The following is a 25,165-nucleotide window of genomic DNA, read 5'->3' as shown; positions in this document are numbered from 1 at the left end:
CCTCACTTGCACAGGGACAAGGCTTCTCCATGCGTCATTTTTTTGTTTTGTTTGCGTTACTGATCTCGGGCCTGGCCCAGGCTGGAAACAATCCTTTCGATACGAAACCGGACTTCTTGCCGGTCGACCAAGCGTTCGTGTTGACTTCCGAGCGTCTGGATTCAGGCGAAACCCAGCTGTTCTGGCAGATCACCGACGGCTACTACCTGTATCAGAAACGCCTGAAATTCGATGGACTGGCCGCCGATCAGCAGCCGGTGTTGCCTGAAGGCGAATCCCACAGCGATGAGTTCTTCGGCGAGCAGCCGGTGTACCGCCAAGGGCTGGAAGTGAAAATCCCGGCAGCGGCCAGCGGTCAGATCAAGGTCAGTTATCAGGGCTGCGCCGATGCCGGTCTGTGTTATCCACCGCAAACCAGGGTGATCGATCTGGGTGGCAAAGCCGCAGCAGTAACGGGCGCTGAAGCGCCGGATCAGGCTTTGGCCAGCAGTCTGCAACAACGGGCGCTGGGCTGGAGTCTGCTGGTGTTTTTCGGACTTGGCCTGCTGTTGGCGTTTACCCCGTGTTCGCTGCCGATGCTGCCGATTCTCGCCGGGATGATCGTCGGCAGTGGCGCCACACCACGGCGCGGGTTTGCCTTGGCCAGCAGCTACGTGATCTGCATGGCACTGGTGTATGCGGCGATGGGCGTGATTGCTGCGCTGCTCGGTGCGAACTTGCAGGCGTGGTTACAGAATCCGTGGTTGCTCGGTGCGTTTGCGGCGATTTTCGTGATACTGGCGTTACCGATGTTCGGCTTCTTCGAGCTGCAACTGCCGGTGGCGCTGCGTGATCGCCTGGAACATGCGTCGCGCAGCCGCAGCGGCGGCAGCCTGATCGGCGCCGGGGTGCTGGGCGCATTGTCCGGTCTGTTGGTCGGGCCATGCATGACCGCGCCACTGGCCGGCGCGCTGCTGTACATCGCGCAGAGCGGTAACGCGTTGCACGGCGGTCTGATTCTGTTTGCACTGGGCATCGGCATTGGTGTGCCGCTGTTGCTGCTGGTCACCGTGGGCAACCGATTCCTGCCCAAGCCCGGCGCGTGGATGAATCTGCTCAAGGGCATATTCGGCTTTCTCTTTCTTGCCACTGCATTGTTGATGCTGCGCCCGGTGCTGGATCCGTCGTTGTGGCTGGGGCTGTGTGGCGCTCTGCTGCTGATCGCCGCTTACAGCTCATGGAAACAATCCGAAGGTTTTGGCCACGTCGCGCAAATGTTTGGCGCCCTGTCCTTGTTGCTCGGTTTGTGGGGCAGCGTGTTGGTGATCGGTGCGGCGGGTGGCAGCGATGATCCGTATCAGCCATTGCAGGTCTACAGCGCCGGCGGTGCAGCCAGTGCAGCGCCAAGTGGCCACGATGCCTTCAGCACCATCAAGGAACCGACCGCCCTGCAACGCGAACTCGACGCGGCCAAGGCTCAGGGCCAGTGGGTGTTGCTCGATTACTACGCCGACTGGTGTGTGTCGTGCAAAGTGATGGAGAAGAAGGTGTTTGGTGAAGCCAAAGTCATGCAGGCACTGAGCGATGTGCGCCTGCTGCGCCTGGATGTGACCGCCGATAACGCCGCCAGCCGCGAGCTGCTCAGTCGCTACAAAGTGCCGGGGCCGCCGACGTTCATCTGGATCGGCGCCGACGGTGAAGAACGCCGCAGCCAGCGCATCACCGGCGAGGTCGATGCCGAGACCTTCCTGCAACGCTGGTCCACCACCAGAGACGCCAACTGATGCTGACGTTCACCCTCGGCACTTTCGCCATCGCGCTCAATCACCTGCTGCTGATCAGTGCTCTGGCACTGGCGACGTTTGTCGGCTGGCGAGTGGCCAAGCGCGGCGGCGAGAACCCCGAGTCAGCGCTGTTCAGCCTGTTTTTGCTGGGCATGCTTGCGGCGCGCATTGCGTTTGTCGCGCTGTACTGGTCGCACTATCGCAATGACCCGTGGCAGATCATCGATCTGCGCGACGGCGGTTTCCTCGCTTGGCCCGGAGTGATCGTGCTGCTGCTGGCGGCGTTGTATCGCGGCTGGCGCCGGCCCGCTTTGCGTCGACCGTTGGGTTTCGGCGTGGTCAGTGGCGTGGCGTTCTGGCTGCTTGCCACCCTGTCGCTGAATATCTACGAACAGGGTACGCGCCTGCCGGATATATCCCTGCGCAACGCCGCTGGCGAAACCATCAAGCTCAGTGAGTATCAGGGCGGGCCGCTGGTGATCAACCTCTGGGCGACCTGGTGCCCGCCGTGCCGGCGAGAAATGCCAGTACTGGAGAATGCCCAGCAACAGCGCCCGGATCTGACGTTCTTGTTCGTCAATCAGGCCGAGAGCATGCAAAGCGTGGCCACGTTCCTGGAAACCCAGGGCCTGAGCCTGAACAACGTGCTGTTCGACCGCAGCGGCCGTCTCGGTCAGGCCGTGGGTTCCATGGCGTTACCGACTACGCTGTTCTATAGCCAGGACGGTCGCTTGCTGACCAGTCACCTCGGTGAACTGTCGAACGCCAGCCTGGCCCGCGCTCTGGAAACGTTCGACACTTCGCCTTCAAGCCCGAATCAGGCCGTTGCCCCGGCCAACTCTGCAAGGAAACTGCCATGCCCCGCCTCCGCCACCTGCTGACGCTGACTCTGGGCACTGCCCTGCTGCACTTGCCGTCGGTGCAGGCTGCTGAAGAACTGCCCGCCGCAATCAAAAAGATCGAAGCCAAGGGCGCGAAAATCGTTGGCCAGTTCGACGCCCCCGATGGCCTGCGCGGGTACGCCGCGCAATACCAGAATCGCGGCATGGCGCTGTACCTGACCCCGGACGGCAAACACGTCGTGGTGGGTAATCTGTACGATGCCGACGGCAAGGACCTGAGCAGCGAGCCTTTGCAGAAACTGGTCTACGCGCCGATGTCCAAGGAAGTCTGGGCCAAGTTCGAGGCGAGCAACTGGATTCAGGACGGCAACAAGGATGCACCGCGCACGGTGTACCTGTTCAGCGATCCAAACTGCCCGTACTGCAACATGTTCTGGGAACAGGCGCGACCATGGGTCAAGGCCGGCAAAGTGCAGCTGCGCCACATCATGGTCGGCATCATCCGCGAAGACAGCCCGGGCAAATCAGCCGCGCTGCTGGCGGCGAAAGACCCGGCCAAGGCCCTGCAAGATCATGAGAGCGCCGGTAAGAGCAGCGCCCTCAAGGCTTTGAAAGACATTCCGGTCGCCGTGCAAACCAAACTCGCGGCCAACATGCAGTTGATGGAAGACCTCGAACTGCAAGCCACCCCGGCGATTTTCTATATGGATGACAAAGGTGAACTGCAGCAACAGCAAGGCGCGCCTTCGCCGGATAAGCTGGTGAAGATTCTCGGGCCGAAATAGCCTTTACAAGCACTGGCCGGTGCGGGTCTGTCAGTACTCACACCGCTCGATAATGTCCTGCAAGTGCTCGGTTTTTCCCTGTTCCGTGAGAAAGCTTGTCACCTCAGCGCACCACGCTTGGTCTGAAAGAATACCGGCCCAAGCGTGCGTCCCTGCCCAATGCCAGGGACGGTCGTCAAACGTATTGATCAGCGCCTGATTGAATGTGTGAACGTTGAACTTGGGGTTTCTCGCGTTTTGCAACATCAACGAACTGAACACGCGTTGTTGCGTTACTTCGCATGGTTTGATTTGCTGGGCTTTGGTCGAGCTCAGGACAATGAAATCAGGTTTGACACCTTCATCGAGCGCGGCCTGCAATCGGTAATGTCCATCGATGACCACGTAAGAACACAGTCCGCCCACATACCAAAGCAGGATCGGCGGCAAGCTGCCCTCCCTGGCTTTTTTGCGCCACCATTTGAGGCGACCTGCCAAAGGGTCCACCGTGTGCAGCCCGATCAAGTGCCCCAGATCCCAATCAAGCCAATGCACGGTGTGCGGTTGCACGTTGTCGAGAATGCCCTCGCCGCGCGCGTACCAGTTGGGCAGATGGCTGGACGCCTCGGCCGGGGTGGAAAAATACCAGCCATCCGGACCGGCAACGGGTTTGTATCGGCTAACTGCTGGCAATAAAGGGCGCGCCACCCAGTGGCCGGGATAGAGAAAGTCCGCCTGATTGTTCATCAACTGGTTGATGAAATAGCGACACCAGCGCGGGAAGCGCTCTTGGACGGGTAATTCAAAGTGCTCCTGAACGTCAGCCGAAACGATGGGGGGCACGGATGGCGATTCCAGTTGAACGGGCCGCGGATTGCGAACCAGCCAAGCACCGTAATATGAGGTGGCAATGGTCGCCCAGAAGAGTGGGCTTTCATTGAGCATCAACTTCATCCGCCCGTTGTTACCACTTTGCAGATGAAGCGGCGGTTTGCTTGATTTCGGTCGGTTGACCTCAATACTCAACCCAACCCACTTGTCCTCAAGATCCCTGAGGTCACGCCACCAGAACTGTTGCACGTCATTCTCTTATCAAATGCTTTTATAGATGAGTTTCACACTCGTGATTGCATGGTGACCTGAGAGGCCCCTTCGCGAGCAGGCTCGCTCCCACAGTTGACTGCATTCCCTCAGCAAGAATGCGATTAATTGTGGGAGCGAGCCTGCTCGCGAATGAAGCTCACTCGGTGTGTCAGTTGCGCTCGCGGAGAAACGCCAGCAGTGCCTCAGTGACAAACCCGGGATTCTCCAGATTGGAGATATGCCCCGCCTCCGGCACCAGCACACACGGGCAACCAATCAACTTAGCCATTTCCCGGGCTTCCGAGGGTGGCCGGGGTTTGTCCTGATCGCCGCAGAGCACCAGCGTCGTCGCCGGGTTCAGCTCGCCCAGGCGTGGCAACAGGTCGTTGCGGCCAAACGTGATGCGTCCCATCGGTACGATGCTGTCGCGCAGACGCTCGGGCGAGTAGCCCTTCAATTTCGCGCGGAAGTCCTGATATAGCGGCGACTGCGGGTCGATGCCCGGGCGGAAAAAGATCGGCACGACGATGTCGAGCAGTTGTTCGGAGATGGTACCGGTGTCTTCGATCTGCTTGAACAACGAGAAGTAATACTGCCGGGTCGGTTCCGGCTCGACGCCGACGTAGGTGTCCATCAGCACCAGACCGTTGAGACGTTGCGGTGCGGACAGTGCCAGGCGCACGCCCCACATGCCGCCGACCGAAAGCCCGACGAGGGTGACGTGGTCGATGTCCAGATGATCAAGCAAGGCCTGCGCCTGTCGGGCGATGTCATCCAGCGATGTCGTGCCTTCAGGTAACTTGCCGGACTCGCCATGGCCCCACAGATCCAGGGCGATGACGCGATAATGCGGGGTCAGCGCGGCGATCTGCGGCGCCCACATCGCTTGATCCCAGAGATAACTGCCAGCCAGCAACACGGCCGGGCCGGTGCCTTGATCAATGTAGTGCAGTGCTTGTCCGTCAACCGTGAAAAAGGGCATCGACCACCTCCGCGAGAAAAAACAGAACCGGCAGACTGAGCTGCCGGTTGGTGATCGTCAAGGATGGAAATGTACGGCAATGTACAGACGCCATTCGCGAGCAGGCTCGCTCCCACAGGGGTTTTGTAAACACCACAGATCCTGTGTGGGAGCGAGCCTGCTCGCGATGGGGCCAGTACAGACACTAGAGAACTACAACCCCTCCAGCTCCGCCATCAGATCATTCAACCGGTCAACCTTCTCCTCTGTAATGTCGCTGGCCGCCAGCCCATCGATGTATTCGGCGAGTTCCTCCACCGTGCTGCATTCGAACATCGCGCGCAGCGGCACATTGCGTTGCAGGGCTTTCTGTACCCGCGAAGCGATCTGCGTAGCCAGCAACGAATGCCCGCCCAGTTCGAAGAAGTTGTCGCGCACGCCGACCTTTTCCACTTTCAGCACCTCAGCCCAGATATCAGCCAGGGTCTGCTCCAGCTCGTTGCGCGGGGCCAGATAATCCTCGCTCTGCAACTGACCGATCTCCAAGGCCGGCAAGGCTTTGCGGTCGAGTTTGCCGTTGGCATTGAGCGGCATCTGCTCCAGCCATAGCCAGTGCAGCGGCACCATGTATTCGGGGAGTTCGGCGCGCAGGCGCTGCTTGATCCGCTCCAGGCGTTCGCCCGGATTGAGCGCTGCATCGGCCGCGACCAGATAACCGACCAGATGCTTGCCGTTGACGCCCTCCTGCACACCAACCGCCGCGTCGCGCACTTCCGGTTGTTCGTGCAGGCGCGCTTCGATTTCACCGAGCTCGATGCGGTAACCGCGAATCTTCACTTGATGATCGACGCGGCCGACGTATTCCAGCACGCCGTCCGCGCGGCGCCGCGCCAGGTCACCGGTGCGGTACAAGCGCTCGCCCGGCGCGCCGAACGGATTCGGCACGAATACCGGAGCCGTTCGCAACGGATCACTGACATAGCCGCGCCCGACACCGATGCCGGCCACGCACAGTTCACCCACGGCACCCAGCGGCACCAGATCCAGCGCGCCATCGAGCAGATACAGCAAGTTATTGTCGGTCGGCGTGCCGATCGGCAAGTAACTGCCGCGCGTCGAGGCCATGTCGACACGGAAGAACGCCACGTCGTCGGAACATTCCGCCGGGCCGTAAGCATTGACCAGACCGATATCCGGGTAACGCAGCAGCCATTGATGGGCCAGTTCCGGCGGCATCGCTTCACCGGTCGGCAGCATCCAGCGCAAGCCGTCGAGGCTCAGACGCTCGGAGCCGAGCATGCCCTGAATCAGCGACGGCACACTCTCCAGCACAGTGATGCCCTGCGCCTGCACATGCGCCAGCAGACCTTGCGGATCGTGGGCAATCGCGTTCGGCACGATGTCGACCCGCGCGCCGAACAATGGCGCGGCGAGGAACTGCCAGACGGAAATGTCGAAGCTTTGCGAGGCGGTCTGCGCAATCACATCGGCCTCGCTCAAGTCGAGGTACGGACGTTTGCTCAACTGGTTGTTGAGCATGCCGCGCTGCTCGACCATCACGCCTTTAGGCAGCCCGGTCGAACCCGAGGTGTAGATCACATAGGCGAGATTATCCGGGCCACTGTGGATGCCCGGATTGTGCGTCGCTGCCGCCGACGCCTGCACCTCTTCCCACACCAGCAGGCGCGGACGATTCGAACAGCCAAACTCCTCGAGCAAGGTCTGCGCCTGTTCACGGCAAGCGGCGCTGCACACCAGCAACGGCGTGCGGCTGAGCTCAATGATGCGACTCAGACGCTGGCTCGGCAGGCCCGGATCCAGCGGCAGATAACCAGCGCCGGCCTTGAAGCAGCCGATGATCATGCCGAGCAGGTCGAGATTACGCTCGGCCAGCAGCGCCACCGGTTGATCCATTCGCACCCCGGCGGCGACCAGGGCATGGCCGAGGCGGTTGGCGTTGTGATTCAGTTCGGCATAGCTCAAATGCTGATCGAGGCAACTGGCGGCGATGCGCTGCGGATGCGCCGCGACGTGCGCTTCGAACAACGCCACGTAGCTTTGCTCCAGCGGATAGTCGTGGCCGCTCTGGTTGCAACCGTGCAGCAGGAAATCGCGTTCTTCGTCGCCCAGCAGCGGCAAATCGGCCATATCGCCATGGAAGCCGTCGACCAGTGCCAGCAGCAGGCGCTTGAACTCATTGAGCATGCGCTCGACCGTCGCCTCGTCGAAGTAACGCTGGTCATAGGACAGGTGCAAGCCAAGGTCATCGCCCGGGTAGCACACCGCTGTCAGCGGGAAGTTGGTATGGGTGCGACCGGAATCCGAGCTCGCATTCAGGCTCTGTGCACGATCAAGCACCGAGACTTCCACCGGGGCGTTTTCGAAGACGAAGAGGCTGTCGAACAGCGGCTGGCCTTTGGGCAATTCGCTCTGTTCCTGGATATTCACCAGCGGCAGGTATTCGTACTCGCGCAGTTGCATGTTGCTGTCGAGCAAAGCGCTGAGCCACTGGCGCACGCTGCTGCGCTGATCGTCCGCCGGCATCTTCACCCGCAGGGCGATGCTGTTGATGAACAGGCCGACAGTGCGCTGCATTTCCGGCATCTCCACCGGACGCCCGGCCACGGTGACGCCGAAGAGCACGTCGCGATCGCCGCTCAGACGCCGCAAAACCAGAGCCCACGCAGCCTGGGCGAATGTGTTGACGGTCAGTTGATGGGCCTGCGCCAGTTCCCGCAGCCGTGCACCGTCCTCGACATTCAGGCGGGTGTAGCGGTCGCCGACGATCATGCCGCCGCTTTCACCGGCATGTTCGCGCAGGAACGGCCGGTCGCTCGGGATCGGCGTGGTGCGCTCGAAGCCTTGCAGATTCTGCTGCCACCACTGCCGCGCCTCGGCCAGGCTCTGGCGTTGCAGCCAGCCGATGTAATCGCGATAACGCGGCGGCACGCTCAACTGCGCTTCACGACCTTCACCGAGGGCGCTGTAGATTTCGAAAAAGTCGTTCATCAGCAGCGAACGGCACCAGGCATCGATGAGGATGTGGTGGTTGCTCATCATGAACCAGTAACGCGCCGCGCCGACCTTGATCAGGCGCAGGTGAAACGGCGCCTGATTGAGCAGATCGAAGCCGGCCTCGCGCTCGCTTTTCAGCAGCGCTTGCAGTTTCGGTTCCTGCCCGGGTTCGGCGACGGCGCTCCAGTCCAGATACTCGATCGGCGTGCGACCCGGGGTGTGAATCACTTGCAGCATGTCTTCGCCGACGTTCCAGCAGAACGACGCGCGCAGTGCTTCATGACGGGCGATCACCGCTTGCCAGGCCTGGGCGAAACGCTCGGGATCGAGCTCGCTGTTGATGCGGTAACGATCCTGCATGTAGTACAGGCCGGTACCCGGCTCGAGCAGGGTGTGCAGCAACATGCCTTCCTGCATCGGCGTCAGCGGGTAGACATCTTCGATGTGCGCTGCCGGTACCGGCAGCGCATCGAGTTGCGCCTGAGTCAGTTTCGCCAGCGGGAAGTCCGACGGTGTCAGGCCGCCGGCCTCGTCTTGCAGACAATGGGCGATCAGGCTTTGCAACTCACCGAGGTAGGCGTCGGCCACATCGTTAATGGTTTGCGCCTCGTAACGCTCGGCACTGAAAGTCCAGCGCAGCAGCAATTCACCACCGTAAACCTGACTGTCGACACTCACCTCGTTGGGCAACGGCGCCTGCGGATCGTGGGCGGTACCGACCGCTTCATCCAGCGGACGGAACAGCGCATCGGCGCCGAAGCTCTGGTCGAACTGGCCGAGGTAGTTAAAGGTGATCGGCGCCTGTGGCAGCGCGGCCATGCTCTGGCGGCAGCCGTCATCGGCCAGATAACGCAACACGCCATAACCGAGACCTTTGTGCGGCACGGCGCGCAATTGTTCTTTGATCGCCTTGATCGAAGCGCCCTGCCCGGCGGCCTCTTCGACATTGTGCGGAGTCAGGCGCAGCGGATAAGCGCTGGTGAACCAACCCACGGTGCGGGTCAGATCGATCTCATCGAACAGGGTTTCGCGACCGTGGCCTTCCAGTTGAATCAGTGCCGAGGGCTGGCCGCTCCAGCGGCACAGTACACGGGCCAGCGCGGTCAGTAGCAGGTCGTTGACCTGGGTGCGGTAAGCGCTCGGTGCCTGTTGCAGCAACTGCCGGGTGCGCTCGGCATCGAGGCGTACGCTGACGGTTTGCGCATGGCGATTCTGCCTGCCGCCCTGCGGGTTTTCGCAAGGCAGATCAGCGCTTGGCCCGGCCAGTTGCGCCTGCCACCAGCTCAATTCCTCACGCAGCGATTCGCTGCCGGCGTAGGCCTGCAAACGCGCGGCCCAGTCCTTGAAGGCGCTGGTTTTCGCCGGCAGTTTCAGCGGCTGCGCAGCGTCGAGTTGGCGATAGGCGGTTTGCAGATCATCCAGCAACACGCGCCAGGAAACGCCGTCGACCACCAAGTGGTGGATGGCGATGAACAGGCGTTGCTGAACATCCGCAACATCGACCAGCACCGCGCGCAGTAACGGGCCGTTGTGCAGATGCAGACTGCGTTGCGCGTCGGCGAACAGGGCTTCGCACTGATCCAGCGAATCGACGCTGACTTGCCAGAGCACATCCTCATTCGTCAGCGCTTGATGCGTCACTTGCCATGCATCATCGGTTTCAGTGAAACGCAGACGCAGCGCATCGTGCTGTTCGATCACCGCCTGCAAAGCTTGCTGCAATCGTTGCGGCTCAAGGCGCGCAGTCGGTTCCAGCAGCAGCGCCTGATTCCAGTGCTGACGCTGGGGAATGTCCGTATCGAAGAACCAGTGCTGAATCGGCGTCAGACGCGACTCGCCGACCACCAAACCTTGCTCGGCAGTCACTTGCTGGGTGCGACTGGCAACGGCGGCGAGCGTCTGTACGGTCTGATGCTGGAACAGGTCGCGCGGACTGAAATGAATGCCCTGCTGACGCGCGCGGCTGACCACTTGAATCGACAGAATCGAGTCGCCGCCGAGTTCGAAGAAGTTGTCGTTGAGGCCGACCTGCCTGACGTTAAGCACATCGCACCAGATCTGCGCCAGGGTCTGTTCCAGCTCGTTGCTTGGCGCGACATAGTCCTGACGATTGAGCTCCAGATCCGGCGCCGGCAAGGCGCGGCGGTCGAGTTTGCCGTTGGCGGTCAGCGGCATGCTCGCCAGCAGCAGCAGGTGAGTCGGCACCATGTAATCCGGCAGTTGCGCCTTGAGGTGCGACTTGAGCGCTTCGCGCAGTTCAGCCTGTTGCGCTTCGCCTTGCCCGGCGACCTCCGTAACGAGGTAACCCACCAACTGCTTGCCACTCGGCGCATCCAGCGCCAGCACCACTGCTTCGCGGACCGAAGGGTGATCGAGCAGGCGCGTTTCGATTTCGCCCAGTTCGATGCGGAAGCCCCGGATTTTCACTTGATGGTCGATCCGCCCCAGATACTCGACCAGACCATCGGCACGCTGGCGCACCAGGTCGCCGGTGCGGTACATGCGTCCGCCATCAGCGGCAAACGGGTCAGCGACGAAACGCTCGGCGCTGATGCCCGGACGGTCGTGATAGGCCTGGGCCAGACCGGCGCCACCGACGAACAGTTCACCGGTCGCGCCTTGCGGCACCACGGCCAGATCGGCGTCGAGAATGTAGGCGACCCGCGCGCCGATCACGCTGCCGATCGGCACACTGCCGGCGCCCTCTTCCAGCACCTGCGGCGCCAGACTGGCCAGCGGCATGACCACGGTTTCGGTCGGGCCGTAAGCATTGAAAAACTGCGCCGGTTGGAATGCCGCGCGAATGCGCTGCAGATGCTCGCCGGTCAGCGCCTCACCGCCGGTGATGATCATGCGCACCGGCAGGACTTCATTTTGGGTCGCGAGGAACTGCGCCAACTGGCTGCCGTAGCTCGGCGTGAAACCGAGGACGTTGATTCGATGCGTGCGAATCAAGCCGCAGATTTCTTCCGCGTCCCACTGCCCTTGCGCCCGCAGTACCACCTGCGCACCGCTGAGCAGCGGCACCAGTAGACGTTCGGTGGCAGCGTCGAAGTTGATCGAATAGAAATGCAGTTCACAGTCGTCCGGGCGCATGCCGAAGCGTTCGATCACGGCTTGGCAGTGCATGGCGATTTCGCCGTGGGAGACCACCACGCCTTTCGGCTTGCCGGTCGAGCCAGAGGTATAAATCAGGTAGGCCTGATGTTGCGGCAGGCTGATAAACGGCAACTCGCTGGCCGGGTAGTCGGCCAACCCGGCGCTGTCATCTTCCAGACACCAGCGCGCCACGCTTGGCGGCAACTCACCGAGGGCTTCGAACATCGCCCGATCGCTGAGCAGCAGGCCGACGCGACTGTCTTCGATCATGTAATACAAGCGGTCGAGCGGGTATTCCGGATCCAGCGGCACATAGGCGCCGCCCGACTTGAGAATCGCCAGCAGCCCGATGACCATTTCCAGCGAACGCTCCAGCGCCAGACCCACCCGCACTTGCGGGCCGACCCCGCGTTCACGCAGCGCCCAGGCCAGACGATTGGCCCGGGCATCGAGTTCGGCGTAGCTCAGGGTCTGCCCAGCGAAAGTCAGTGCTGGTGCGTCTTTGCGCGCCAGTGCCTGTTCGGCGAACAGATGATGGATGCACTGATCGAGACGATGCTCGCCCGGCTCGATGCCGAGGCTGTCGAGCAGGTGCTGTTGCTCGGTGTTGTCGAGCAGCGGCAGTTCACTAAGGCGTTGCTGCGGATCAGCGATCAACGCTTCAAGCAGGTTGCGCCAATGCCTGGCCATGCGCGCGATGGTCGGTTCGTCGAACAGATCGGTGCTGTAAGTCAGGCAGCAGCCGAGGCGATGGTCGAGGTCGGTGACTTCCAGATTGAGATCGAACTTGGTCGCCCGCGCATCGTTGGCCAGGTACTCGACAGTCATCCCAGCGAGCGTGCGGCTCTGCTGGAATTCCCAGCGCTGCACGTTGCACATCACCTGGAACAGCGGGTTGTAAGCCGCGCTGCGTGGCGGCTGCAAGGCTTCGACCAGATGATCGAACGGCAGATCCTGATGGGACTGGCCTTCGATCACGGTGTGGCGCACCTGCTCGAACAGTTCGCCGACCGACATCTGCCCGTCGAGCCGGCAACGCAGCACCTGGGTGTTGAGAAACGCCCCGATCAGCCCTTCACTCTCCGGGCGGATGCGGTTGGCCACCGGCGCGCCGATGCGCAGGTCGGTCTGGCCGCTATAGCGGTAGAGCAACGTGGCGAGCGCGGCGGTCATGGTCATGAACAACGTCAGACCGTTTTGCGCATTGAATGCCCGCACCCGCGCGGCGAGATCGTCACTCAGATCGAAACGGAACAGCTCGCCCTGATGGCTCTGCACCGGTGGACGCGGACGGTCGCCGGGCAGTTCGAGGAGCGGATGTTCGCGACCGAGCTGCGCGGTCCAGTAATCGAGCTGGCGCTGGCGCTCGCCGGACTCCAGCCAGTTGCGCTGCCAGACGCTGTAGTCGAGGTATTGCACCGGCAGCGGCTCAAGCGGCGAGGCGCGCTCATCGACGAACGCTTCATACAGCGCGCTGAGTTCACGGGCAAAGATGTCCATCGCCCAGCCTTCGGTGACGATGTGGTGCAAGGTCAGGACGAAGTAATGCTCGTGCTCGGCGGTCTTGACCAGACAGGCACGCAGCAGCGGTCCGGTTTCCAGATCGAACGGCTGGTGCGCTTCTGCATCGGCCAGTTGCTGGACTTGTAGCTCCCGGACTTCTGCCGGCAGGCTGGAGAAATCTTTCCAGCCCATGCGCACGCCGGTCTCGGCATGCACTTGCTGGCGGGCGACACCGTCGACACTTGGGAACGTTGTGCGCAGGGTTTCGTGGCGCAGGATCAGCGCCTGCAACGCCGCCTCGAAATGCTCGACGTGCAGCACGCCGCGCAAGCGCGCCATGCCCCCGACGTTGTACGCCGGGCTGTCCGGCTCCATCTGCCAGAGGAACCACATGCGCTGCTGCGAATAGGACAGCGGCACCGCTTGGCTGCGGTCGATTTTTGCGATCGGCAACTGTTGATTGGTGCGGCCGCTGGCCTGGATCAGGCGAATCTGCTCGGCGTAATCGCCCAGTTCACTGTGCTCGAACAAGGTGCGCAGCGGCAGTTCGACGTCACAGGCCTGACGTGTGCGCGAAATGATTTGCGTGGCCAGTAGCGAGTGACCGCCGAGGGCGAAGAAATCATCACGCAGGCCGATCTGCTTCAGACCCAGCACTTCGCGCCAGATCGCGGCGATTTGTTGCTCCAGTTCGCTGACCGGTTCGACGTGTTCACGCACCTGCCATTGCGGCTCGGGCAAGGCGCGGCGGTCGAGTTTGCCGCTGGGACTCAGCGGCATGGCGTCAAGGCGCAGCAATTGTGCGGGCACCATGTATTCCGGCAGCTCGGCAGCGAGGGCAGCTTTCAGCCGAATAATTTGCTCATCGGCATTTTCCTGCGCATCGCTCGCCGTGAAGTAGCCGATCAGTTGCGCGCCGGCAGCGGTTTCGCCCACCAGCACCACGGCCTGGGCGACGCCATTTTGCGCCAGCAGTCGCGCCTGGATTTCTTCAGGTTCGACGCGAAAGCCGCGCAGCTTGACCTGCTGATCGAGACGGCCGAGGTATTCGATCACGCCATCCGAGGACCAGCGCGCACGGTCGCCGGTGCGGTACAAACGGGCGCCCTGCTCACCCAGTGGATCGACGACAAAACGCTCGGCGGTCAACGCCGGACGACCCAGGTAACCGCGAGCCAGACCAATACCGCTGATGCACAGCTCACCCGCGACACCCGCTGGCACTGGATTGAGATCGGCATCAAGAATGCGGCAGACCACATTGCCCAGCGGCCGGCCAATCGGCGAGCGCTCGCCATCGACACTTGTGCAGTGCCAATGGGTGACGTTGATGGCGGTTTCAGTCGGCCCGTAACGGTTGTGCAATTGCACCGCCGGCAATTGCGCCAGTACCCGGTTGCGCAGCTCGGCGGGCAAGGCTTCACCGCCGGAAAACAGCCGGCGCAGGCTGGTGCATTCGGCACTCAGCGGCTCATCGATGAACAGCGCCAGCAGCGGCGGCACGAAGTGCAGCGTGGTCACGCCGTATTGCTGGACCCGTTGCGCGATGCGATACGGGTCACGGTGCTCGCCGGGGGCGGCAAGCAGCAGACGCGCGCCGCTGATCAGCGGCCAGAAGCATTCCCACACCGAGACGTCGAAACTGATCGGCGCTTTTTGCATCAGCACATCGGCTTGGTCGAGACGGTAAGTGTCCTGCATCCATTGCAGGCGCTCGGCCAGCGCGGCGTGGGTGTTGCCGACGCCTTTCGGTTGCCCGGTGGAACCCGAGGTGTAAATCACGTAGGCGAGGTTGTCGCCGTGCACTCGCAGTCCCGGTGCCTGGCTCGGCCATTTATCCAGGTGCAGCGCATCCATGGCGATCACGCTGACGCCATCGCTGGCCGGCAAACGCTCGAGCAATTGCGTCTGGGTCAGGAGCAGTTCGACGCCGCTGTCGCGGAGCATGTACGCGAGACGTTCGGCCGGATAATCCGGATCAAGCGGCACATAGGCGCCGCCGGCCTTGATGATCGCCAGCAGGCCGATCAGCAGTTGCGGCGATCGCTCGGCGGCGATGGCCACGCACACGTCAGGGCCGACGCCCTTGTCGCGCAGGTAATGGGCGAGCCGGTTGGACTGCGCGTGCAGCTCGGCAAAATCCAGACTACCGCTGTCCCACACCAGCGCGGTGCGTTGCGGGGTTTTGCGCAGTTGTTGCTCGAGCAGTTCCGGCAGCCATTGTTGCGCCGGGGTGCAAGGAGCGACGCTCCAGTCTTTCTGCTGATTCTGCTCGCTGGCGGTCAGCAAGCGCAGATCGCCAATGGCCTGCTGAGGCCGTTCGCAGACCTCGCTGAGCAGATTGTGGAAATGCTCGGCCAGGCGCTCGATGGTCGCGGCGTCGAACAGTTCGCTGGCGTAGTCGAACGCCAAGCTCAGACGACCGTTGCGATCCTCTTCGCTGTGCAATTGCAGATCGAACTTGGCCTCGCGGCTGTGCCACGGCAGTTCTTCGGCGAGTAGACCGGGCAGGCGCTTGAGTGCACTGAGGTCGCGCTGCTGATGGTTGAACATGACCTGGAACAGTCCCTGTTCGCGGGCCTGCGGGAACGCTTCGAGCAGTTGTTCGAAGGGCAGATCCTGATGGGCCTGGGCGCCGAGTGCGGCTTGGCGGGTCTGGTTCAGCAACTCGGCAAATGTCAGGCGCGAATCGATTTGCGCACGCAACACCTGGGTATTGATGAAGAAGCCGATCAGGCTTTGGGTTTCCAGGCGCGGACGGTTGGCGTTGGGCACGCCGATGCGAATGTCGCGCTGACCGCTGTAGCGGTGCAGCAAACTTTGCAACGCAGCGAGCAGAAGCATGAACGGCGTGGCCTGGTGGGCCTGCGCAGTCTGGCGGATCGCCTCGCTGAGTTCGGTACTCAAGCGCACGCTGTGGCGCGCGGCGCTGTGGTTGTGTCTGGCCGAGCGCGGGTGATCGGTGGCCAGTTCCAATGGCGGATGTTCTTCGCCCAACTGCGCTTTCCAGTACGCCAGTTGCCGCTCGCCCTCGCCTTGCGCCAGCCATTGCCGCTGCCAGTTGCCGTAATCGGCGTATTGCGTGGGCAGCGCTGCCAGCGTCGCCGTTGCACCTTGGGTAGCGGCGGCATAGAGGCGCGAGAATTCGTCGAGGAGAATATTCAGCGACCAGCCGTCAGCAATGATGTGATGCAGGGTCACCAGCAGTTGATGTTCTTCGTCATCGAGACGCACCAGTGTCACCGCCAGCAACGGGCCTTTTTCCAGATCGAACCGAGTGCGCGCCTCGTCTTCGCGAATCTGCTCGGCACGGGCTTCACGCTCGGACATTGGCAGGTCGCTGATGTCGATCAGTTGCAGGTTGAATTCGGCAGCGGCAAGCACTTGCTGCAATGCCACGCCGTCGCGCTCGAAGAAACGTGTGCGCAAAGATTCATGGCGTTCGATCAGTTGCTGGAAGCTTTTGCGCACGGCGTCTTCGTCGAGTTCGCCACGCAAGCGCAGGCCGCCGGGAATGTTGTAGGCGCTGCTCTGTGGATCGAGTTGCCAAGTGATCCACAGACGATTTTGTGCCAGCGACTGCGGCATCGGCTCACTGCGCGGCAACGTGCTGATTGCACCTTGGGCGCTGCCGCCAGTCTGTTGCTGCTGCGCCACGGCGGCGGCGAAGGCGGACAAGGTTGGCGCTTCGAACAGCAGGCGCAGGCTCAGCTCCACATCGAGTGCTTCGCGAACCCGCGCAACCACTTGCGTGGCGGCGATCGAGTTGCCGCCGAGCAGGAAGAAATGGTCATCGCCACTGACCTGCTTGACGTTGAGTTGCTCGGCCCAGATTTGCCCGATCAACGCTTCAAGGTCCGAAGTGCTGCTGGTCGCGTTTTCCGTTGCCGCTGTAATCGAAGGGAAGAGCGCGTAACTGTCGAGACTGCCATCAGCCAGACGATTGCGGCACGCCGAGCGCTGCAGTTTGCCACTGGAGGTTTTCGGCAACGCGCCCGGATTGAGCAGCACCACCACGCTTGGCGCCTCCTGACAGGCCTCGGCCACGGCTTGGCGAATGGCTTTGATCAGCGCATCTGGCGCAAGGATTTTCTGCACGCTGCGGCTGATTTCCGCAGCGACGCCGATGCCCTCTTCGCCGTTGTGAGTGACCGCAAACGCCGCCACACGCCCCTTGCGCACCACTTCGACTTCGCGCTCGACAGTCTGCTCGATGTCCTGCGGATACAGGTTATGGCCACGGACGATGAGCATGTCTTTCAGGCGCCCGGTGACGAACAGTTCGCCGTCACGGATAAAACCCAGGTCGCCGGTGCGCAACCAGGTGCGGCCGGCGTGCTGCACGAAGGTCTTGGCGCTGGCTTCGGGGTTGCGCCAGTAACCGTGGGCGATGCTCGGGCCGGCGGCCCAGACTTCACCGACGGCATTGTCGGTCAGTTCCTCGAGCGTGTTGGGATCGACAATCAGCACCGCGTGCTCAGGCTGACTGATGCCGCAGCTCATGATCGCGCTGCCGTCGCCCGGCTCGGCGCGGTTTTGCGCCAGCGCCTGATCGTCCACGCGCAGTGCCGGGATGCCGGTGCCGCGCGGCGTGCCGGCGACAAACAGGGTCGCCTCGGCCAGACCGTACGAAGCCATGAAGCTGTTTTCGCTGAAACCGCAAGCAGCGAACTTTTCCGCGAAGCGTTCAAGGGTGTCGAGGCGAATCGGCTCGGAGCCAGAATAGGCCACGCGCCATCGACTGAGATCGAGGCGCTCAAGGGCCGACTCGCTGACCCGCTCACTGCACAAACGGTAGGCGAAATCCGGGCCGCCGCTGATGGTGCCGCCGTATTCGGCAATCGCTTCCAGCCAGCGCAACGGCCGGCCGAGGAAGTAGGCCGGCGACATCAGAATGCACGGCACGCCGCTGAAAATCGGTTGCAGCAGACCGCCGATCAGACCCATGTCGTGGTAAAGCGGCAACCAGCTGACGATGACGTCGTCCGGGTTGACGTCGATGCCGAAGCCGCGACGGATCAGCAGTTCATTGGCGACCAGATTGCCATGGCTGACCTGCACGCCCTTGGGCAGCGCGGTGGAGCCGGAAGTGTATTGCAGAAAGGCGATGTGCTCGGGCAGCAGGCTCGGTTCAATCCAGCGTTCGGCCAGTGCGCTGTCGAGGGTGTCGACACACAACAGCGGCGGCGCGCCGTCGATTTGTTGCAAGGCGTCGCGTAGATCGGCGCTGGTCAGCAACAGCCTGGGCTCGGCGTCGGCGATGATCGACAGCAAACGCTCCTGATGATGACGACGGGCGGATTCCGGCGGATAGGCCGGTACCGCAATCACACCGGCGTACAGGCAACCGAAAAACGCCGCGACGTAATCCGCGCCACTGGGAAACAGCAGCACCGCACGCTCACCGAATCCGGCCTCGGCCTGTAACGCAGCGGCGATGGTGCGCGCGCGTTGATCCAGTTCGCGATAGCTGAGCACCACAGCCTGCTCCGGGTTTTCGGCGAGAAAACGCAAGGCCAGTCGGTCCGGCGTCAGGGCTGCGCGACGCTTGAGGGCTTGGACCAGGGTGCTGGGGAGTTCGAACGCGTCGGTCATGAGGTTTCCTGCCTGAATTCGGCTTGCAAGTGGAATCGGGTGGCTGCGTCACACCTGTCGAGAGGCGTGCGGGGCGCGGTCTGTGCCGACCGCGCAAGGCATCGGAATGCGCTGAGGCCGGGGATCTGCACCCGGGCCATTCACCAATGAGAACGGATGGAGTGGGGAAATAATTAGTCGGCAGGCGCGACGTCCAGCGGGGCCAGGGTGCGGCGGCGTGTCGCAGTTCGCAAAACACATCGACTTACAGCACTACTTCTCTTTCTCATTTGACAATCATTATCATTCAACATAATTTGTCGCTCGATGTGTAGGACGGCGCCGTCCCCCGAGGCCCTCCCACTAACCTATTGGCAGCAAGGTGATTTCCATGACGGAACAAGTATCCACAAGCAGGTGCGATTCACCGCTACTTCAGGCATTCGTCGACAATCGACTGATTCTGGTCAAGATTGCAGCCCGCATTACCGGTTGCAGGTCTCGTGCCGAAGACGTGGTTCAGGATGCGTTTTTCCGACTGCAATCGGCCCCGCCGATCACGTCGTCGATCAAGGCTCAGCTGAGCTACCTGTTCCAGATCGTGCGCAACCTCGCCATCGATCACTACCGCAAGCAGGCGCTCGAACAGAAATACTCAGGCCCGGAAGAGGAAGGCTTGAACGTGGTGATTCAGGGCGCTTCGCCGGAAACTTCGCACATCAACTTCTCGACTCTGGAACACATCGCCGATGCGCTGACCGAACTGCCCAGCCGCACCCGCTATGCCTTCGAGATGTACCGTCTGCACGGCGTGCCGCAGAAAGACATCGCCAAGGAACTGGGCGTATCGCCCACCCTGGTCAACTTCATGATTCGTGATGCTTTGGTGCACTGCCGCAAGGTCTCGGGCAGTCGGCGGGATGCGGTGATTGCCGGTCGTCGTTAGGATCCGGATTCTGCGTCAAGCCATTCGCGAGCAGGCTCGCTCCCACAGGGTTTGATCAACGACACAAACCCAGTGTGGGAGCGAGCCTGCTCGCGAAAGCGGCCTCAGACCCAACGAAATTCCGAGGCCGAACACATCAGGCCAACCGGCACCGATCAAAAAACCGCTCCCGCCCCAGAATCATCAGCGCCGCGCGCTTGTGCGGAAAATCGAATTCCTTCTCGCAGTGAAAGCATTGGTTGTGCATATGTCCGATCATCTTCGCGTTGTCGGCACGCGGCTCGGCGACCACGCGCTGGGTGCGTGGATCATCGAGAAACAGGTAATGCACCAGCGCCGATAACCAGCTCGCCACTTTGTGCGGGCCGCGATGACTTTCCTCGCCGACCAGCATGTGAATGCCACGGTCGTAATCGCCGGCATCGTAGAACGGCGCGATGCGATCTTCCTTGGCCCAGTAGGCTTCGAAGTAAGCGAAAGGCTGGTCATCGAAACAGCCAATCAGCGTCAGCGTGTGCGGATCGGCCTCGAGCTTGCCGAGGTATTCGCGATGCTGCTCAAGGCTGCCCTCCTCCTGCCAGAAACTCGCCACGCGCGGGCTGTTCTGCCAGCGATTGAAGCGCGACAGATCTTCTTCGATTTCCAGCGTACGCAAGGAAATCCACGCGCCGAGCCGCGCATCGAAACGCCGATAGACTTCACCGCGCGGTTTCACCGGTCGCAGCGGATGGCGCCTGCCGTGGCTGATGACCATTTGCTGCGGATAGCTGCCGGTCAGTGAAGTGCCCAGCCACGGCTGCGGCAATTGCCAGAACAGCGTGCGCTCGCAGCGATATTCGCCGGCGACTTCGGTGTTGATCAGCAAACCACTGCGCAAGGCTTCGGTCGGTGGCTGATCGAGTTGCCAGATCAACTGCTGACACGCCGGGTCACGGGCGAACAGCCAATAACAGGCTGCCCACAAGGCGTGGCCGGGCGGCAGGGCAAAACGCTCATCAAGCTGGATCGGGCCATTGGCCTCGCGGTCCAGGCGCAGCCGAATCAGCGGTTGCCCGTCCAGGCTCAGGCTCAGCCGGCTCTCGGTAGCATCAGCGATCAATCGACTGCCCGAGGGCAACGCCAGGGCAGTCAGGTCATTCAGATTGGACATGGGTCGGGCTCACGTAATCGTCGACAGTTCAACGAAGTGACGTGAGCCGGGAGGGGAAATTTAAGCGCGAGAGGCAATTAGCGCTTCAGTGATGAGGCGCCGGCATCACGGCAATCCTGTAGGGCTCGAAAATCCTCAGCAATTCGCCGTTGTCGCGCAAACGCTGCAACAGGTTGCCGAAGGCTTCGCCGGTGATAGGAGCGCTTGGTCGCAGAATCGCGTAATGGTGATAGATCTGATCGGTACGCTGCGACGCCAACAGCTCATCGCGGACCTTCTCGTTGCGCAGCAGGTAATCGAACAGATAGGAACGGGTGACCAGGGCAATGTCGGCGCGCCCGCGCAGGACCATCAGCAGGTTGCTGTCGTGGGAATAGGTCAGCGTCGCGTTGTAGTTTTTCGCGAGATATTTCGGGTCGGCGTTGAAGTCGGCGAATTCGTAGTGATAACCGCTGAACAGCGCCAGACGTTTGCCCGACAGGCTCGAGAAGTAGTTTTGCTGGCGGCCGTCTTCGCGTTGCGCGACGAAAATCTCGGCGTCTTCCAGGCCCATGTCGACGTCGTCGTGGGGAATGTCTTTCCAGCCCCACTCGGGGTTCTCAAAGATCGCCATATCGATGCGGCCTTGCTTGAAATCACCGAAGCGGCGCGGGATCGACGTCGGCACCAGGACGAACTGATAGTCGCTCTGCGAGCGGTTCAGTGCCTCGACCAATTGCGGCAACAGGCCGGTATCGGCGCCGTTTTCCGGGCGAATCGTATAAGGCGGGAAATGCGCGGCGCCGACCCGGACCAATTGCGCTGCTTGAGCGGGCAATACCCATAACGCAGCCAGCGCAGCGAGCAGCAGCCCGGCGGCTGTCCGAATTGGCGAAGACTTCAAAACACCCCACTCCCCGAAAAAAATAGCGATCAATGCATTCAAGCTAGGCGGTTTCGCCGACTTAGCCAGTTTCCCGGCTGGTCCGACAACCGTTCAACGCGCTTCGAGGACCAGAATCAACGCTTCATCGGCGAGTTGATCGAGGCTCAAACTGCCGCCGGCACGGAACCAGGTGGTGGTCCAGGACAGTGCGCCGGTAAGGAAACGTCGGGTAATAAAAACGTCGCCGCGAATAAAGCCGGCGTCCTTGGCCTCGCCCAGAACCTGCAACCAGATGTCTTCATAAACATCACGCAAAGCGAGGACTTTAGCCTGACCGTCCTCGGACAATGAGCGCCATTCGTACACCAGCACGGCCATCGCCTCGCCACTGCCGCCCATGATCGACTGCAACTCGCAACGAATCAGTGCCAGCACCCTTTCGCGCACATCGCTCGCCTCGGCCAAGGCTGCGCGCATCAACGCGGTGTTGTAGCGGATGGTTTCCTCCATCACCGCGCGGAGAATTTCATCCTTGCTTTTGAAGTGATGAAAAATGCTTCCCGACTGAATGCCCACAGCACTGGCCAGATCACGCACTGTGGTGCGCTCATAGCCTTTGTTGCGAAACAGGTGAGCCGCCACTTGCAGCAATTTGCCACGGGCGCTGTCCGGGTCGGTCAACTGGCCTTGGTCGACCAGTTCGCGCATGACCCGCAGGGCTTTTTGCTCGTACACCCGTTCTCTCCTACAGTCGATCAGTGTGTTGCCCCCTGTAACCGCAGGGTTGCGCGCAATTTAAGCCGCGCGCGGGCACCAAGCAAGCGCTTGGGCAGAAGAATGTTTCGCCTGTTTACAAACCAAGCGCTTGCTTGGTAGCCTCCAGACACTTCTGTCGCAGGTCCCTGAGTCGGAGATAAAAATGCCAACCACCGTGCGAATCGGCTGCGCCAGTGCTTTTGGGGCGACACCTCCACCGCTGCCGCCCAGCTTGTCTCCAGCGGAAACCTGGATTATCTGGTGTTCGATTATCTGGCCGAGATCACCATGTCGCTCATGGCTGGTGCGCGTCTTAAAGACCCACAGGCCGGGTTCGCGGGTGACTTCGTTGAAGTGCTGGCGCCGCTGCTGACGCAACTGGCCGAACAGAAGATCCGCGTGATCAGCAATGCCGGCGGGGTCAATCCGCAGGCTTGCGCGGCGGCCCTGCAAGCGGCTTGCGACCAGGCTGGGGTCCAGCTGAAGATTGCCGTGTTGCTCGGCGATGACCTGCAAGGACAACTCAAACACCCCGCAGACATCCGGGAAATGTTCAGCGGCGCGCCACTTCCGCGGATGTGCGTGTCGACCAACGCCTACCTCGGCGCGCCGGGGATTGTCGAAGCTTTGCGCCTGGGCGCCGACATCGTCATTACCGGCCGGGTGGTCGACAGCGCCGTGGTCAGCGCGGCGCTGGTTCACGAATTCGGCTGGTCGTGGCATGACTACGACAAACTCGCCCAGGCCGCACTGGCCGGGCACATCATCGAATGCGGCGCGCAGTGCACCGGCGGTAATTTCACCGACTGGCGCGAGGTGCCGGATTACGAGCACATCGGTTTTCCGATCGTCGAGGTCAGCGCCGATAGCCAGTTCCTCGTCAGCAAACCCGAAGGCTCCGGCGGACTGGTCACGCCATTGACGGTCGGCGAGCAGATGCTCTACGAAATCGGCGATCCGCAGGCCTATCTGTTACCCGACGTGATCTGCGATTTCACTCAGGTCAAAATCCAGCAACAAGGCAAAAACGTCGTGCACGTGCACGGTGCCAAAGGCCTGCCGCCTACCGACAAATACAAGGTCAGCGCCACGTACCCGGACGGTTTTCGCTGCACCGCCAGTTGCCTGATGGCCGGCATCGACGCAGTGGACAAGGCACGGCGGGTCAGTCAGGCAATCATCGACAAGACCGCCGAGATGTTCAGCCTGCGCGGCTGGGCGCCGTACAGCGAAACCCATGTCGAACTGCTCGGCAGCGAAGCCACCTACGGCCCCCACGGCCAGCGCCGCGACAGCCGTGAAGTGGTGATCAAAATCGCCGTGCGCCATCCCGACAAACGCGCACTGGTACTGTTTTCCAGAGAGATCGCCCAGGCCGCGACCGGCATGGCGCCGGGCTTGACCGGCATCGTCGGCGGTCGTCCGACCGTATACCCCCTCATCCGTCTGTTCTCTTTCCTCATCGATAAAAGCGCCTGCACCCTGCAAGTCGACATCGCAGGCGAGCGTCATCCGTGCGCCCTGCCCGACCCGGTGGCCCTCGACAGCGCAGATTTGCCACTCGCCCATCAGCCGCCCAGACCCCAGGGCCGCGCCGATGCCAGTGTGCCGTTGGTGAAACTGGCGGTGGCGCGCTCCGGCGACAAGGGCAACCACAGCAATATCGGCGTGATGCCGCGCCATCCCGATTACCTGCCGTGGATCGCCGAAGCGCTGACCACCTCGGTGGTGGTCGACTGGATGCGTCACGTCCTCGATCCGCTTCTCGGGCGTGTCGAACGCTGGTATCTGCCCGGCACCCACAGCCTTAATTTTCTTTTGGAAAACGCCCTTGGCGGTGGCGGTGTCGCCAGCCTGCGCATCGACCCGCAGGGCAAAGCCTTCGCCCAGCAACTATTGGAAATCCAGATTCCGGTGCCGCAGAGCATCGCCGAACAGCTCGACTAGAGGATGGTGTGCATGGCTTACGCGTCGATTTTCCGCGCCGATCTGTTCAGCGGCCAGAACCTGATTGTCACCGGTGGCGGCAGCGGCATCGGTCGCTGCACCGCCCATGAACTGGCGGCGCTCGGCGCCAATGTGCTGCTGGTCGGGCGCAAGCCGGAAAAGCTCGAAAAAGTCGCCGCCGAAATCACCGAGGACGGCGGCCGCGCGCACTGGAAGGCCTGCGATATCCGCGATGAAGAAGCGGTCAAGCAACTGGTCAAAGAGCTGATCGCCGAACACGGGCCGATCCACGGCCTGGTCAACAACGCCGGCGGCCAATACCCGTCGCCCTTGGCCTCGATCAATCAGAAGGGCTTCGAAACCGTGCTGCGGACCAATCTGGTCGGCGGATTTCTGATGGCCCGCGAAGTGTTCAACCAGTCGATGAGCAAACATGGCGGCAGCATCGTCAACATGCTCGCTGACATGTGGGGCGGCATGCCCGGCATGGGCCACTCGGGGGCAGCGCGTTCGGGCATGGACAATTTCACCAAGACCGCCGCGTTTGAGTGGGGTTACGCCGGGGTCCGGGTCAACGCCGTGGCGCCGGGCTGGATTGCGTCCAGCGGCATGGACACTTACGAAGGCGCATTCAAAGCGGTGATTCCGACCCTGCGCGAGCATGTGCCGCTCAAGCGTATCGGCACCGAATCGGAAGTCAGTGCGGCGATCGTGTTTCTGCTCAGCCCGGCGGCGGCATTCATCAGCGGCACCACAGTGAAAATCGACGGCGCCGCCAGCCTCGGCAGTCGCGCTTGGCCGCTGCACAAGGCCAGCCACAGCGAATCGTTCAATGGTTTCCACCGCGCGTATTTACCAGAAGTGTTGCGTCCCGACGTGCTCAAGGACAAGGAATAA

General features: G+C 61.9%; 11 protein-coding genes and 1 pseudogene. 6 read left to right on the top strand and 6 right to left on the bottom strand.

The window, feature by feature from the left end; genetic code table 11:
- Window positions 1–29 precede the first annotated feature (29 nt).
- From dsbD to dsbG, 3 genes are read left to right on the top strand one after another with little or no spacing between them, the layout of a single operon-like run.
- Window positions 30–1,763, top strand: coding sequence for a protein-disulfide reductase DsbD (gene dsbD / locus ACZZ0K_RS05935; RefSeq protein WP_258707008.1), 1,734 nt, complete (start codon window positions 30–32; stop codon window positions 1,761–1,763).
- Window positions 1,763–2,644 (top strand): TlpA disulfide reductase family protein, encoded by an 882-nt coding sequence (locus ACZZ0K_RS05930; RefSeq protein WP_258707009.1) that lies wholly within the window; start codon window positions 1,763–1,765, stop codon window positions 2,642–2,644. Before dsbD ends, ACZZ0K_RS05930 begins: the two co-directional genes overlap by 1 nt.
- The gene (gene dsbG / locus ACZZ0K_RS05925; RefSeq protein ID WP_041478461.1) at window positions 2,620–3,390 is read left to right on the top strand and encodes a thiol:disulfide interchange protein DsbG; all 771 of its coding nucleotides are present in this window, start codon (window positions 2,620–2,622) and stop codon (window positions 3,388–3,390) included. The genes ACZZ0K_RS05930 and dsbG overlap by 25 nt, the downstream gene beginning before the upstream one ends.
- 30 nt (window positions 3,391–3,420) lie before the next feature.
- On the opposite strand, the gene ACZZ0K_RS05920 is transcribed toward dsbG, so the two are convergent.
- The 3 genes from ACZZ0K_RS05920 to ACZZ0K_RS05910 all read right to left on the bottom strand — a co-directional run bounded on the left by ACZZ0K_RS05920 (window position 3,421) and on the right by ACZZ0K_RS05910 (window position 18,625).
- The gene (locus tag ACZZ0K_RS05920; protein ID WP_258707010.1) at window positions 3,421–4,449 is read right to left on the bottom strand and encodes a ParB/Srx family N-terminal domain-containing protein; all 1,029 of its coding nucleotides are present in this window, start codon (window positions 4,447–4,449) and stop codon (window positions 3,421–3,423) included.
- A gap of 172 nt (window positions 4,450–4,621) precedes the next feature.
- The gene (locus ACZZ0K_RS05915; RefSeq protein WP_252882431.1) at window positions 4,622–5,434 is read right to left on the bottom strand and encodes an alpha/beta fold hydrolase; all 813 of its coding nucleotides are present in this window, start codon (window positions 5,432–5,434) and stop codon (window positions 4,622–4,624) included.
- Between the two features lie 192 nt (window positions 5,435–5,626).
- Window positions 5,627–18,625 carry a non-ribosomal peptide synthetase gene (locus ACZZ0K_RS05910; protein ID WP_258707011.1) on the bottom strand — a complete coding sequence of 4,333 codons (12,999 nt, stop codon included), beginning with the start codon at window positions 18,623–18,625 and terminating at the stop codon, window positions 5,627–5,629.
- 370 nt (window positions 18,626–18,995) lie between these two features.
- On the opposite strand from ACZZ0K_RS05910, the gene ACZZ0K_RS05905 reads away from it, so the two are divergent.
- Complete coding sequence (locus tag ACZZ0K_RS05905; protein WP_008088195.1) at window positions 18,996–19,550, top strand: RNA polymerase factor sigma-70; 555 nt, start codon at window positions 18,996–18,998, stop codon at window positions 19,548–19,550.
- A gap of 136 nt (window positions 19,551–19,686) precedes the next feature.
- Here the strand turns inward: ACZZ0K_RS05905 and ACZZ0K_RS05900 are convergent, their stop codons facing one another.
- The 3 genes from ACZZ0K_RS05900 to ACZZ0K_RS05890 all read right to left on the bottom strand — a co-directional run bounded on the left by ACZZ0K_RS05900 (window position 19,687) and on the right by ACZZ0K_RS05890 (window position 22,300).
- A complete protein-coding gene (locus ACZZ0K_RS05900; RefSeq protein WP_258707012.1) occupies window positions 19,687–20,700 on the bottom strand; it encodes a GNAT family N-acetyltransferase in 1,014 nt (337 codons plus the stop codon).
- An 85-nt stretch (window positions 20,701–20,785) separates the two neighbouring features.
- On the bottom strand, window positions 20,786–21,583 hold the full coding sequence (locus tag ACZZ0K_RS05895) for a substrate-binding periplasmic protein (RefSeq protein ID WP_217851629.1): 798 nt from the start codon (window positions 21,581–21,583) through the stop codon (window positions 20,786–20,788).
- A gap of 93 nt (window positions 21,584–21,676) precedes the next feature.
- Entirely contained in the window at window positions 21,677–22,300 is a 624-nt protein-coding gene (locus ACZZ0K_RS05890) for a TetR/AcrR family transcriptional regulator (protein ID WP_463559015.1), read from the bottom strand.
- A gap of 184 nt (window positions 22,301–22,484) precedes the next feature.
- On the opposite strand from ACZZ0K_RS05890, the pseudogene ACZZ0K_RS05885 reads away from it, so the two are divergent.
- Together ACZZ0K_RS05885 and ACZZ0K_RS05880 are read left to right on the top strand one after the other, a co-directional pair.
- A pseudogene (locus ACZZ0K_RS05885) lies at window positions 22,485–24,268 on the top strand (acyclic terpene utilization AtuA family protein).
- Window positions 24,269–24,280: 12 nt separating this feature from the next.
- On the top strand, window positions 24,281–25,165 hold the full coding sequence (locus tag ACZZ0K_RS05880) for an SDR family oxidoreductase (protein ID WP_073472477.1): 885 nt from the start codon (window positions 24,281–24,283) through the stop codon (window positions 25,163–25,165).

It is taken from the genome of Pseudomonas sp. AC255 (genome assembly GCF_979258175.1).
The sequence above is the reverse complement of the archived record's forward strand: the minus strand, read 5'-3'. Positions and strand labels throughout refer to the sequence as shown.

Coding starts and splice junctions, on each gene's coding strand:
- ACZZ0K_RS05905 (WP_008088195.1), top strand. CDS start 18,996: ATGACGGAACAAGTATCCACAAGCAGGTGCGATTCACCGCTACTTCAG.
- ACZZ0K_RS05910 (WP_258707011.1), bottom strand. CDS start 18,625: ATGACCGACGCGTTCGAACTCCCCAGCACCCTGGTCCAAGCCCTCAAG.
- ACZZ0K_RS05900 (WP_258707012.1), bottom strand. CDS start 20,700: ATGTCCAATCTGAATGACCTGACTGCCCTGGCGTTGCCCTCGGGCAGT.
- dsbG (WP_041478461.1), top strand. CDS start 2,620: ATGCCCCGCCTCCGCCACCTGCTGACGCTGACTCTGGGCACTGCCCTG.
- ACZZ0K_RS05915 (WP_252882431.1), bottom strand. CDS start 5,434: ATGCCCTTTTTCACGGTTGACGGACAAGCACTGCACTACATTGATCAA.
- dsbD (WP_258707008.1), top strand. CDS start 30: ATGCGTCATTTTTTTGTTTTGTTTGCGTTACTGATCTCGGGCCTGGCC.
- ACZZ0K_RS05880 (WP_073472477.1), top strand. CDS start 24,281: ATGGCTTACGCGTCGATTTTCCGCGCCGATCTGTTCAGCGGCCAGAAC.
- ACZZ0K_RS05930 (WP_258707009.1), top strand. CDS start 1,763: ATGCTGACGTTCACCCTCGGCACTTTCGCCATCGCGCTCAATCACCTG.